Here is a 12,634-nt window from a genome sequence, read left to right as displayed (position 1 = left end):
ACACGTTCCTGACAGATGGTCCGCAAAGAATCACACCCGGTCCGGGACCAGCACGGGAGGCAGCGCCGTCGTCGGGCACTAGCGTGGGACCCGTGACCGCACCCGCCGCCCCCGTCTCCTGGCTCGACGCGCTCCCCGGCCGCGTGGACCGCTTTCGCCACTGGACCCGCGCGGTCCTCGTCGCGAACCTGATCGGCCAGATCGGCATCATCGGGACCGGCGGCGCCGTGCGCCTCACGGACTCGGGCCTGGGCTGCTCCACCTGGCCGCAGTGCGAGCCCGGCAGCTTCACGCCGCAGTTCCACGAGGCGACGACGCTGCACCCCTACATCGAGTTCGGCAACCGCACGCTGACGGGCGTGCTCGGGGTCGTCGCGGTGCTGCTCGCGGTGCTGGTCTGCACCGACCTGAAGCGGACCGCGTCCTACCGCATGCTCGGCCTGGCGCCGATCGTCGGTGTGCTGATGCAGGCCCTGATCGGCGGCATCGTGGTGCTGCTGCACCTGCACCCGGGCTGGGTGTCCCTGCACTTCGCGGTCTCCGGCGCGCTGGTCGCCCTGTCCCTGTACCTGTTGCACCGGTATGACGAGGGCGACGGGCCGGCGCGGCTCGTGGTCGCGCCGCGCGTGCGCACGCTCGCGTGGGCCCTGGCCGGGCTCACCGCCGTCGTGGTCGTGCTCGGTGTGCTGACCACCGGAGCCGGCCCGCACAGCGGCGACTCCGAGGTGGGCTACCGGTTCGCCATCGACCCGGCGCTCCTGACCAAGTGGCACGCCGCCGCGGTGTGGGTGTTCCTGGCCGCCCTGGTCGCCTTCCTCGTGGCGGTCCGGCGCGGCCCGGCCGAGGTGCGCCGCGCGGCCGTCATCCTGCTCGTCATCACGCTGGCGCAGGGCCTGATCGGGTACGTGCAGTACTTCACCGACCTGCCCGAGCTGCTCGTCGGGCTGCACATGATCGGTGCCGCCGCACTGATCGCCGGGACCACCCGCGTGTGGCTGACGACGCGGGTGCGGTGACGGCGCGGGTGCGGTGAACCGCGCGGTGAGCGCGCCGTGACAGCGGTCTGACAGTCCCGTGCGAGCGGGCCCCCGCACGCTGGGGGCATGAACACGAACGCGATCGAGGCACAGGGCCTCGTCAAGATCTTCGGCGACAACCGCGCCGTGGACGGCGTCGACCTCACCGTCCGTACCGGGACCGTCTACGGGGTGCTCGGGCCCAACGGTGCGGGCAAGACCACGACCATCCGCATGCTCGCCACCCTGTTGCGGCCCGACGGCGGCGAGGCCCGCATCTTCGGCCACGACATCGCCCGCGAGGGCGCCGCCGTCCGCTCCCTGATCGGGGTGACGGGCCAGTACGCGTCGGTCGACGAGACGCTGAGCGCCACCGAGAACCTCGTGGTCTTCGGGCGGCTGCTCGGGCTCTCCGCGCGCGCCGCGCGCGCCAAGTCGGCCGAGCTCCTGGAGGAGTTCTCGCTGACCGACGCCGCCAAGCGGCCGCTGCGCAACTACTCCGGTGGCATGCGCCGCCGGCTCGACCTGGCGGCGAGCCTGATCGCCCGGCCGCCGCTCATCTTCCTCGACGAGCCCACCACCGGTCTGGACCCGCGCACCCGCAACCAGATGTGGGACACGATCCGCCGCCTCGTCGCGGACGGCTCCACGGTGCTGCTCACCACCCAGTACCTGGACGAGGCCGACCAGCTCGCCGACCGCATCGCGGTCATCGACCGCGGCACGGTGGTCGCCGAGGGCACCGCCGACGAGCTCAAGTCCACCGTCGGCGCCCAGTCGCTCCAGGTCGGGCTCGCCGAGGCCGACGACCTCGGCACCGCGCTCAGCCTGGTGCAGCAGGTCTTCGGCGCCGCGGGCGTCGTCGCGCCGGAGGGGCTGCGCATCACCGTGCCGGTCCCCCACGCCGAGGCCGTCGCCGACCTGCTGATCCGGTTCCGGGACGCGCGGGTGCCGATCGACTCCGTCAGCCTCGACAAGCCGAGCCTGGACGAGGTCTTCCTCACCCTCACCGGCCACGCGGCGTCGGACGACGCCCCCGCCGGCGGCAGCACCGAGAACACCCGGAACGACACCGAGAAGGTGACCGCATGAGCACCGCAACCCTGGTCCCGGCACCGCACACGCCGCACACCGCCACGATCCAACCCGTCCGGGTCGGCCTGGCCGCCACCGTCTCCCAGTCGTTCACCATGGCCTACCGCGGCCTGCTCAAGGTGCGGCACACCCCCGAGCAGCTCATCGACGTGACCTTCCAGCCGATCATCTTCACGCTGATGTTCACGTACCTGTTCGGCGGCGCGGTCTCCGGCAGCGTCGGTGCCTACCTGCCGCTGATCATCCCCGGCATCCTGGCGCAGACCGTCATCACGGCGTCCGTCGTGACCGGCGTCCAGCTCCGCGAGGACATGGACAAGGGCGTGTTCGACCGGTTCCGCTCGTTGCCGATCGCGCGCATCGCGCCGCTGGCCGGCGCCCTGCTCGCGGACACTGTCCGCTACCTCGTGGCGACCACCATCACGTTCCTGACCGGCCTGGTCATGGGCTGGCGCCCCGGCGGCGGCTTCGGCGGCGTGGTGCTCGCCGGGCTGCTCGTGATCGTCTGCGCGTGGGCGCTGAGCTGGATCTTCGCCTACATCGGCGTGATCGCGCGGTCGGCCACGTTCGTGCAGGGCGTCTCGTTCATGGTCCTGTTCCCCCTGACGTTCCTGTCCAACGCGTTCGTCGAGGTCGACACCCTCCCGGGCTGGATGCAGGCGTTCGTCGAGATCAACCCGGTGTCCCACCTCGTGTCGGCCGTGCGGTCCCTCGCGAACGAGGGCCTGGTCACGGCCGACGTGGGCTGGACGCTGCTGAGCGCGGCAGTGGTCGTGGTGGTCTTCGCCCCGATCGCGGTCCGCAGCTACCTCCGCAAGGCCTGACTCCCGCCGCCGCGGTCCGCGCGGTGCCGAACGTAGGGATCGTCGCTCATGACCGCTCATGGGCCGACGATCCCTACGTTCGGCACCCGCTCGCCCGCGACGGGCGTCATCGTCGGCAGGTGCTCCAGGGTTGTCAGGGCGCGCTCCGCGAGGTCCTCGCGGGGGATCGCCGCGATCCTCGCCCGCGCCGCCGCCACCGCCTCGGCCTCGTGCCGTTCGGCTGCCGCGGCGAGGACCGGCTCGCGCCGCAGCGCCAGGAAGTCCTGCCGCGAGCCCAGCACCTCGGCCAGGGCCAGCAGCTCCAGCCCGTCGACCGCGTCGGGCCGCGGACCGGCCGCGACCACCGCCCCCACGGCGAGGCACACCGTGCCGAGCACCGGGTGGTCGGCCACGTGCCGCATCCACTCCCGGTACAGCCGCACGGCCCGACGCCGGACGACGTCGGCCACCTGCCGCGCCCGCGCGTCCTGCCCGGCGTCGACGAGCCGCACGATCCACGCGGACCCCACGATCACCGCCCACGGCGCCGCCGGCGACGGGTCCCCGCGCCCGGCCGGGGGCGGCCCGACGGCGGGCGTCGCGGGCGAGCCCGGGCCGCCGGGCGGCACGTCGTCGTCCGCGATGCCCGGCAGGTCCGCGAACACGTTCACCGCCTGCTCGTACAGGTCGAGCGCACCGGCGACGTCGCCCCGCGCCCAGGCGATCTCGGCCCGGCCCGCCCGGACCACGGCGCGCGACTCGTCTCCTCCGCGCTCGGACTGGTCCGCGTCCCGCCCGGCGTGCTCCACCCGCGCGCAGATCCGTTCGGCTCCGGCCAGGTCGCCGTCCGCGACGGCGGTGCCGAGGTCCACCCAGTCGAGCTGCCGCATCGCGCCGTCGGCCCCGATCACCGTCAGGCCCTCCCGCGCGACGCGCGACCAGTGCTTCGCGGTCCGCGTGTCCCCGGCCCCGAACGCCGTGGTGGCCAGGAACATCGCGGCCCCGGCCCGACTGGCCACGTCGCCGATGCCCGCGGCCAGGTGGTAGGCGCGCTCGGCGCCCTCGAGCGCCTCGTCCAGGCGTCCGGCGTTCTCCGCCTCCTGCGAGGCGACCAGGTGGGCGAGAAACGCGATGAGCGGGTCGTCCGAGTCGCGCAGGTCCAGGACGGCCCCCGGCGCGGGCGCCAGCAGCATGCTCGCCACCGCACGGGTCCGCGGGCCCACCGCGTCGCCGTGGTCGCGCAGCACCCGCCGGAGCCGCGCCAGCGCCCGCAGGTTGCCCGTGATCCCGGAGAACGCCGTGGTGGCCGCGGCGTAGGCCAGGGCCAGCGCGGTCACGTCCGCGTCCGCAGCCGGGACGGTCCGCCCGGTGACGGCGTCGAGGACGGCGGGCGCCAGGTCGGCCGCCCGCTCCTCCGCGCCCCGCAGGGTCCATGCCCCGCCGAGCGCGACGAAGCCGTGGACGACGACGTCGGGCCGGTCCGCGCGCGCCGCCTCCCGGATCGCGAACAGCAGGTTCTCGTGCTCGCGCCGCAGCAGGTCGACGGCGGCCACCTGCTCCGGGCCGAGGAGGCGGGACGTGCACCAGCGCGCCACGCCCTTGCCCCAGCTCAGCAGCGCGTCGCGGACGGCGTCGTCCTCACCCGCCTCGGCGAGCCGCAGCAGGCCGAACTCCCGGACCGTCTCCAGCATCCGGTACCGCACCGGAGCGGGCCGGGGCGCTCCTCCGGGGCCACCCGTGCCCGGCAGCCCCGGGTCCTCCTCGACGACGAGCAGGGACTGCGTCACCAGCCCGTCGACGTCGTCGAGCACGTCGAGCGGGACCACCCCGTCGGGGGCCGTCCCCTCGGGGTGCGTGTCGAGGCGGCCCAGAGCCGCGGCCGCGTGGGCGGACAGCCCGTCGGGCAGCACGCAGACACGACGCCACAGCTCGCGCTGCGACGGCTCCAGCAGGTTCCAGCTCCACTCGATGACGGCCTCGAGCGTGCGGTGCCGGTCGGGCACGGTCCGGTCCCCGCCGCGCAGCAGGGCGAACCGGGCGTCGAGGTGCCGCTCGATCTCCTCGACCGACAGGGTGCGCACGCGTGCGGCGGCCAGCTCGATCGCGAGCGGGAGCCCGTCGAGCCGGTCGCAGAGCCGGGCGACGACGGCGTCGGGGAGCTGCGCCCCGGGCCGGGCCGCGAGCGCCCGCTGCCGGAACAGCTCGACGGCCGGGCCGCGTCCGGTCCCGGACCCGCGCGCGCCGTCGCCCGGCATGCCCGCACCGTCCGCTGCGTCCCCGCCGGGCGCACCGCCCGAGGCGAGCGGCGCCAGCGGGTACACCTGCTCGGCGGCGACCTGCAGGGGCGCGCGGCTCGTGGTCAGGATCCGCAGGCCGGGGGCGGCGGAGAGCAGGACGTCCGCCCAGCGGGCGGCGCCGTCGGGCACGTGCTCGCAGTTGTCCAGCACGAGCAGGGTACGGGCGGTGCGGGCGCGCTCCACGATGCGGTCGTGCAGGTCGCCGGCGAGCAGCCGGTCGGACAGACGCGCCGAACCCACCGCCGACACCCCGAGGCCGTCGGCGATCGCGAGCGCCACGTCGTCGTCGGTGCGCACGCCCGCGAGCTCCGCGACCGCGATCGAGAGCCCGTCCAGCGGGCCCGACGCCGTCGCGGGCCGGTCCTCCGCGACCGTGCGCGCCACCTCCTGGGCCAGCCGGGTCTTGCCGAGCCCGCCCGCGCCGAGGATCGTCACGAGCCGGTGCCGGGTCAGCTCGCCCACGACGGCGCGCACGTCGTCCGCGCGCCCGATCAGCGGCGTGGCGGCGGCGCGCAGCCCGCGCACGAACCGGCCGGCTCCGGGCCGGGGCGAGGCGGCAGGCGTGCTGGTCGCCGCGACGGCGGCCGGGCCGTCACCGGGCGGGGTGCGACCGTCCGGGGTGTCGGACGGCGGGGTGTCGGACGGCGGGGTGCCGCCGACCACCGCGACGCCCCGGGCCACGCCTCCGGCACCTCCGGCGGCGACCTCGGCGATGCGCGCGTGCAGCGCCACGAGGTCGGGCGCCGGGTCCGTGCCGAGCTCCGCGACCAGGGCGTGCCGCAGCCGTCCGAACACACGCACCGCCTCGTCGGGGCGCCCCGTCGCCGCGAGCGCCGTCATGAGGTCGCGCGCCGCGTCCTCGTCCAGGGGGTCGGCGGCCAGGGCCGCGTTGCCGAGGACGGTCACGGTCGCGGCGTCCCCCGCGGCCACCGCGGCCCGACGGCGCAGGGTGGTCAGCTCGTCCCGCAGACGTCCGGCGGTGTCCCGCAGCTCCTGCGCGAGCCCGGGTGTCGCGTCGTCCAGCCCGTCTCCCGGTTCGCCGCGCCAGAGCGCGAGTGCGGCGTCCACGACGGCGGCCGCCGCGACGGCCCGCCGCACGTCGTCGTCGGGCACGCCGACCGTGTCGCCGGACACGCCGGCCGTGTTGCCGGGCACGCCGGGCATACCGGCCGTGTTGCCGAGCACACCAGCCGTGCCACCGCCGGACGTATCAGCGGCACCGCGGCGAAGCGCACCAGCGGTGTCGGCCGGGCGGCGCGGCGTACCGCCGTCCGGCCCCGCGACACGGGCCGACCCGAGGAGCTCGCGCGCCTCCGTCACGGCCGCGCGCGCCCGGTCCAGGTCGCTTGGGCCGCCGAGCGCATACCCCGCGGACGTGAACCGCACGGTGGCCGGGCCCAGGGAGCGCAGCCGGGAGACGAGGCTCTGGAGCGCCGCACGCGGGTTGGCCGGCAGGTCGTCCGCCCACAGTGCGTCGACCAGCGACGACACCGTGACCGTCCGGGGCGCGGCCAGCGCGAGCAGCACCACGAGGGCCGCGGCGCGGGTGCCGCGCGGCGCGACCGGGCCGGCGTCGGACAGCACGGCCACCGGTCCGAGAACCGCCACCACCGGGTCCTCCCCGGGTGCTCCGGTCGGGGGGCCGGAGTTGACGTGCTGCATGCGCGCCACTCTAAGCGCTGCACCTGGGCCGACGCCGTACTCGTACCGGAGACCGGCAGCGACGGGTCGGCAGCCCCCTGCGCGAGGTCGGCAGCCCCGTGCCAGGTCGGCAGTCCCCTGCGAGGTCGGCAGTCCCCTGCGAGGTCGGCAGTTTGCATCGAGGTCGGCACAGGCCTGTGCCGACCTCGATGCAGACTGCCGACCGCTGCCTGCCCACTGTCGGCTCATTGCCGCCCCCGCAGCAAGCTGCCGACCGCACTCAGCCAACTGCCGACAGCAGACAGCACGGCCCGGCCCCGGCGTCACCCCCAGCGTCAGTCCCAGCGTCAGCGTCAGCCCACCGGCAGCGGCGGCGGGGTCCAGCTCGCGAACCGCAACATGCCGTCGAGCATGACCCGGGCGGGAAGTGCACGCAGCGCCGCGTTCCTCAGCCCGACGAGCGCGGGGTTGCCCAGCTGCTCGCCGAACCGGGCGCTCGCCCAGGCCGCGCGCAGCACGCCGGAGGTCCGAGGCCGGCGCACCCGGTCGTAGGCCACGAGCCCGTCGACCACGGAGTCGCCGCTCGAGCCGCCCGCGCCACCCGACACCGACGCCGCCAGCACCACGGCGTCCTCGATGCCCTGACATCCGCCCTGGCCCACGTTCGGCGGCATGGCGTGCGCGGCGTCGCCGACCAGGGCCACCCGGCCGCGGACCAGGCGCGGGACCGGCCTCGGGAAGCCGTAGAGGTCGAGCTGCTGCACCTGCTCGGGCGTGGTCGCCGCCAGGACCTGCGGGATCGGGTCGTGCCAGCCGGCGAACGCTGCGCGGGCGCCCGCCAGGTCGACGGCGGGGTCCCCGGTGGGCCGTCCCGCCGGGCCCACCTGCGTGGCGTACCAGTACAGCCGCCCGTCGCCGAGCGGGATCAGGCCCACCTCGCCGCCCGGACCCCAGGTCTGGGACATCTCGGTGATCCCGGGGTTGTCGAGCACGGCGAGCCACGTCGTCGACCCGACGTAGACCGGTTCCGCGGCGTCCGGCGCGACGGCGGCGCGCAGGCGCGACCGGACGCCGTCGGCGGCGACCACGAGGTCGGCGCCGAGCGTGGTGCCGTGGTCGAGTGCGACGACGGCGGACCGCGAGGCGTCGCCCGGGTCGACGGCCGCTGCCGCCGCGCCGTAGGTGACGTCCACGTCGCCGAGCCCGGCGAGCAGCGCCTCCTGCAGCCGGGGCCGGTGGAAGGCGATCGCCACCGTGCCGAGCCGCGCCGCGATCTGCTCCGCCGAGACGTGTACCAGGGCGCGCCCCGCGCCGTCCCGCAGCGTGCCGGGATAGGCCCGCTGCCCGACGGCGCGCACGGCGTCGCCCACCCCTGCGGCGTCGAGGCCGCGCAGTGCGTTGGCGAGCAGCACGATGCCCGCGCCGGTGGTGCGCGGCTCGGGCGAGCGCTCCAGCACCCGCACGTCCCACCCGCACCGTGTCAGCGCGTTGGCCGCCGTCAGCCCGGCGATACCCGCCCCGACGACGATCGCACTCCTGCCCATCTGTCCTCCCCGGTCGTCCGGTCCTGTGCCCGGGCACCCACCCGGTCCCGCGCAGTCTCTCGTATCACGCCCCGTGTGAATCAGTTAAGTCCGTTGCCCCGGCACGCGGGCGCGTCGACCGTCGAGGGTGCGCCCGCACCGCGGGCGCCGTCCGACGCCGCACGCGAACACCACGCACGCACACCCGGAGGCCCCGCCATGAACAGAGTACGAAGGCGCAGAGTCCTAGCCGCCGCAGCACTGGCAGCACTGTCGCTGGGCGCCCTGGGGGTGCTGCCCGCCACCGCCGGCCCGTTCGACGCCGACCCGGGCCGTGCCCCCGGCGCCGCCCCGCAGGCTGCCCCGCAAGCCGCACCCCGCGCCGCGGCCGGCGAGTACGCCGACCGGTTCCTCGCGCTGTACGCGAAGCTGCACGACCCGGCGAACGGCTACTTCTCGGCGCAGGGCATCCCGTACCACTCGGCCGAGACCCTCCTGGTGGAGGCACCGGACTACGGCCACGAGACGACGTCGGAGGCGTACAGCTTCTGGCTGTGGCTGGAGACGTCGTACGGGCAGGTCACGGGCGACTGGGAGCCGTTCAACCACGCCTGGGACACGCTCGAGGCGTACATGATCCCCACCACCGAGAACCAGCCGACCAACGGCGCGTACAACCCGGGCTCCCCGGCCACCTACGCGCCCGAGCACGACCACCCGAGCTCCTACCCGGCCCGGCTCGACTCGGGCGTGGCGGTGGGCCAGGACCCGATCGGCGCCGAGCTGAGCCAGACCTACGGCACGGACGAGATCTACGGCATGCACTGGCTCGCCGACGTCGACAACGTGTACGGCTTCGGCGCCGCCCCCGGCTCCTCCGAGCTGCTGGGGCCGGACTACGAGGGCTCCTCGTACATCAACACGTTCCAGCGCGGCCCGCAGGAATCGGTCTGGGAGACCATCCCCCAGCCCGCCATCGACGACTTCTCCTACGGCGGCCCGAACGGCTACCTGGACCTGTTCACCGGGGACACGAGCTACGCCCGCCAGTGGAAGTACACCAACGCGCCGGACGCCGACGCCCGCGCCGTCGAGGCCGCCTACTGGGCCCAGCAGTTCGCGACCGAACAGGGTGCCGGGGCCGAGGTCTCGGGCACCGTCGAGAAGGCGTCCAGGATGGGCGACTACCTGCGCTACTCGCTGTTCGACAAGTACTTCAAGGAGATCGGCTGCGAGTCCACGAGCTGCCAGGCGGGCTCCGGGCGCAGCTCGGCGCACTACCTGCTGTCCTGGTACTACGCGTGGGGCGGGGCGCTGGACACCAGCGGCCCCTGGGCCTGGCGCATCGGCTCGTCGCACGCGCACTTCGGCTACCAGAACCCGCTCGCGGCCTACGCCCTGTCCACCGACGCGGGCCTGGTCCCCGCCTCCCCGACCGCGCAGGACGACTGGGCCGTGAGCCTGGACCGCCAGATCGAGTTCTTCCAGTGGCTCCAGTCGGCCGAGGGCGGCATCGCGGGCGGCGCGACCAACAGCGTGGACGGCGCCTACGGCACGCACCCCGCCGGCGCGCCCACGTTCTACGACATGGTCTACGACGAGGCCCCCGTCTACCACGACCCGCCGTCGAACCAGTGGTTCGGCATGCAGGGCTGGGGCGTGGAGCGGATCGCCCAGCTCTACCACGAGACGGGCGACGAGCGGGCGCAGGACATCCTCGACAGGTGGGTGCCCTGGGTGCTCGACGAGATCACGGTGACCGCCGACTCCTGGCAGGTGCCGTCCGAGCTGTCCTGGACCGGGGCCCCGGACACGTGGGACCCGGCGTCACCGGGCGCCAACACGGGCCTGCACGTCGAGGTGACGGGGCACGGGCAGGACGTCGGCGTGGCCGGAGCCATCGCCCGCACGCTGATCTACTACGCCGCGGCGTCGGGCGACCAGGCCGCCGCGGACACGGCCAAGGCGCTGCTCGACGCGATGTGGGAGCAGAACAGCGACGAGCAGGGCATCGCCACCGTCGAGTCCCGCGCCGACTTCGGTCGGTTCGACGACGAGTACCAGTCCGGCGGCGACGGCGTCTACGTGCCGCAGGGCTGGACCGGCACCTACCCGAACGGCGACCAGGCGACGTCCGGCGTCTCGTTCCTGGACCTGCGCTCGTTCTACGAGGACGACCCCATGTTCGGCGAGGTGCAGGAGTACCTGGACGGCGGCGACGTGCCGCAGTTCACGTACCACCGGTTCTGGGCGCAGACCGCCGTGGCGACGGCCATGGCGGAGTACGACCGCCTCCTGGGCGCGGGCGCGCAGTAGCGGGCCCCCGAACGTGTCAGACCCTCAGGTCACCGGGGTGACCTGAGGGTCTGACACGTGAAGCGGGTGCGAGGATCAGACCTCGGGGACCCAGAGGTCCTCGCCGTTCGCGGGGGTGCCGACGGCGCCGACCCCCACCGGGACGGCGTCGGGCACGTCGCCCAGGGCGCGCTGCGCCACGGCGCCCGACGAGAAGTTCGCGTAGCACTCCGGGCAGTACCAGTCCGGCGTCGGCACCGGGGTGTCGAAGCCGCCGTACACGACGTCCGGCTCCAGCTTCATGTTGTCGTGGATCGCCTGGCCCCACACGATGCGCTTGGTGGCGCCGCGCTGACCGCACGACGGGCACGAGGGGCGCATCTGCGCGCGCTGCGACAGCACCGCGTGCGGGTGCAGCAGGGCGTGGCACGGGCCGCACACCAGGAAGGTCTGCTCGATGAGCTCCGCCAGGGGGCGCTCGCCGGTCTGGCCGGTGTGCGCGCCGTCGTCGTGCGGGCGCAGCTGCATGACGTCGACGAACCGCTCGCACGACGCGCAGCGCTCCTCGCGGCGCAGGTCCGTGCCCGAGACCTGCTTGTGGCCCAGCAGGCGCAGCACGTGCAGGTTGGGCGACAGCTCGTCGGTCTCGCAGTTGCCGGCGTCGAGCGTGCCGGTGGCGCCGTGCTTGTACTGGTGGGCGATGCCGTCGAGCACCAGGCGGGCGTGCTCCTGCGGCAGCCAGCCGGACGAGCGCGCGTAGGCGGCCGCGCCGTTGAAGAGGTCGTCCCAGACCACGGGCTTGTCCGGGCCGAAGACCTCGTCGCTGACCCAGTCCTCGCCCTGGCTGGCGCCCATGAGCTCGACCGCGGCGACGATGCCCGGCTCGGAGCCCACGACGGTGACGACGACGTCGCCGCGCTGGGGGCCGTCCGCGCCGCCGGGCAGGCGGTGCTCGTGGCTCCGGCTCGCGATGGCGACCGCCTCGCCCAGCCAGTCCTCGGACCAGTTGAGGTAGACGGACGGAACGAGCCACGCCGGAAGGGACGAAACGTTGGGAAGCATGTCGGGTTCGCTGGTCACGCGGGGAGAATAGCGCAGCCCGGTGACGCCGTTATGACACGCCCGGTAAGCGGCCTTCGCGACTTACCCGGACACTTACCCGAACTCGACCACGACCTGGTCGTACCCCAACGGAGACAACATCGCCTCGAGGGTCGCGGTCGTGTTCGCCCGGGCCCGTTCGTCCAGGTCGGAGCCCGCCGCGGCGTCCGAGATCCGGTCCTGGGCCGTCGCGAGCGCCTCCTGCCGGGCGTCGGTGTCGGCGTCGAAGAGATCACCCACGCGGTCGACGAGCCCCCGGTCCTCGGTCAGGGCGCGGCTGGCGTCGAGGTCGACGCGCGGCTCGGCGAGCTCGGGCTCGGGCAGCGTGACGGTGACCGTCGTGCCGTCGTCGGAGATCTCGATCGCGTCCTCGTCCAGGTCCCGGAAGTCCACGTACGCGTCGACCGAGCCGTTCACGGCGAGCACGATGCGCTCCCCCGCGAGCCAGCTCGGCACGTACCTCACGTCGTTCTCCAGGTCGACCAGCACCTCGTACTGCGCCTCGGCCGCCACGAACCGCGCCAGGTCGTGCATGCTGACCAGCACCGGCGTCTCCGACCGGTCGACCTCGCCCGTCGTGAACGGGTTGAGCCCGTCGAGCAGCGTCCGCCAGATCGCGTCACGAAGGTCGTCGCGCAACGCGGAGACGGCGCCCGCGACCAGGCCGGCGGTCAGTGCCGCGCCCAGCACGAACCCGAGCACGCCCGCCAGCCCGGCGGGCATCCTGCGGCGTGGCTCGCCCGGCGTCGGGCCGCTGCCGAACGGCGCCGGCTCGGTCCTGGAGACCACCTGCTCGGTCTGTACCTCGGTGCCCGTCATCGCAGCGCCCCTTCCCGGGGAGATACCAGACATATCTCCCACCC

8 protein-coding genes are annotated in these 12,634 nt (G+C 74.6%); 4 read left to right on the top strand and 4 right to left on the bottom strand.

All coding sequences use genetic code 11. The annotated features are described in order from the left end of the window. Positions 1–92 precede the first annotated feature (92 nt). The 3 genes from ACZ7LE_RS26755 to ACZ7LE_RS26745 all read left to right on the top strand — a co-directional run bounded on the left by ACZ7LE_RS26755 (position 93) and on the right by ACZ7LE_RS26745 (position 2,935). A complete protein-coding gene (locus ACZ7LE_RS26755) occupies positions 93–1,016 on the top strand; it encodes a COX15/CtaA family protein (RefSeq protein WP_470406247.1) in 924 nt (307 codons plus the stop codon). 87 nt (positions 1,017–1,103) lie between these two features. After that, positions 1,104–2,108 (top strand): ATP-binding cassette domain-containing protein, encoded by a 1,005-nt coding sequence (locus ACZ7LE_RS26750; RefSeq protein WP_470406246.1) that lies wholly within the window; start codon positions 1,104–1,106, stop codon positions 2,106–2,108. Then, entirely contained in the window at positions 2,105–2,935 is an 831-nt protein-coding gene (locus ACZ7LE_RS26745; protein WP_470406245.1) for an ABC transporter permease, read from the top strand. Before ACZ7LE_RS26750 ends, ACZ7LE_RS26745 begins: the two co-directional genes overlap by 4 nt. 56 nt (positions 2,936–2,991) lie before the next feature. Here ACZ7LE_RS26745 and ACZ7LE_RS26740 read toward each other — a convergent pair whose 3' ends face one another. Further along, complete coding sequence (locus ACZ7LE_RS26740; RefSeq protein WP_470406244.1) at positions 2,992–6,873, bottom strand: AfsR/SARP family transcriptional regulator; 3,882 nt, start codon at positions 6,871–6,873, stop codon at positions 2,992–2,994. Between the two features lie 332 nt (positions 6,874–7,205). Continuing rightward, positions 7,206–8,396: an FAD-dependent monooxygenase gene (locus ACZ7LE_RS26735; protein WP_470406243.1), complete on the bottom strand. Its 1,191-nt coding sequence runs from the start codon at positions 8,394–8,396 to the stop codon at positions 7,206–7,208. Between the two features lie 198 nt (positions 8,397–8,594). Here ACZ7LE_RS26735 and ACZ7LE_RS26730 point away from each other — a divergent pair, with 198 nt between their 5' ends. Continuing rightward, positions 8,595–10,691 (top strand): glycoside hydrolase family 48 protein, encoded by a 2,097-nt coding sequence (locus tag ACZ7LE_RS26730; RefSeq protein ID WP_470406242.1) that lies wholly within the window; start codon positions 8,595–8,597, stop codon positions 10,689–10,691. A 75-nt stretch (positions 10,692–10,766) separates the two neighbouring features. Here ACZ7LE_RS26730 and ACZ7LE_RS26725 read toward each other — a convergent pair whose 3' ends face one another. Both ACZ7LE_RS26725 and ACZ7LE_RS26720 read right to left on the bottom strand, forming a co-directional pair. After that, complete coding sequence (locus ACZ7LE_RS26725) at positions 10,767–11,750, bottom strand: hypothetical protein (protein ID WP_470406241.1); 984 nt, start codon at positions 11,748–11,750, stop codon at positions 10,767–10,769. Between the two features lie 75 nt (positions 11,751–11,825). Continuing rightward, on the bottom strand, positions 11,826–12,590 hold the full coding sequence (locus tag ACZ7LE_RS26720; protein WP_470406240.1) for a DUF4230 domain-containing protein: 765 nt from the start codon (positions 12,588–12,590) through the stop codon (positions 11,826–11,828). Positions 12,591–12,634: the final 44 nt, after the last annotated feature.

The organism is Promicromonospora sp. NPDC110617, assembly GCF_055598465.1.
The sequence above is the reverse complement of the archived record's forward strand: the minus strand, read 5'-3'. Positions and strand labels throughout refer to the sequence as shown.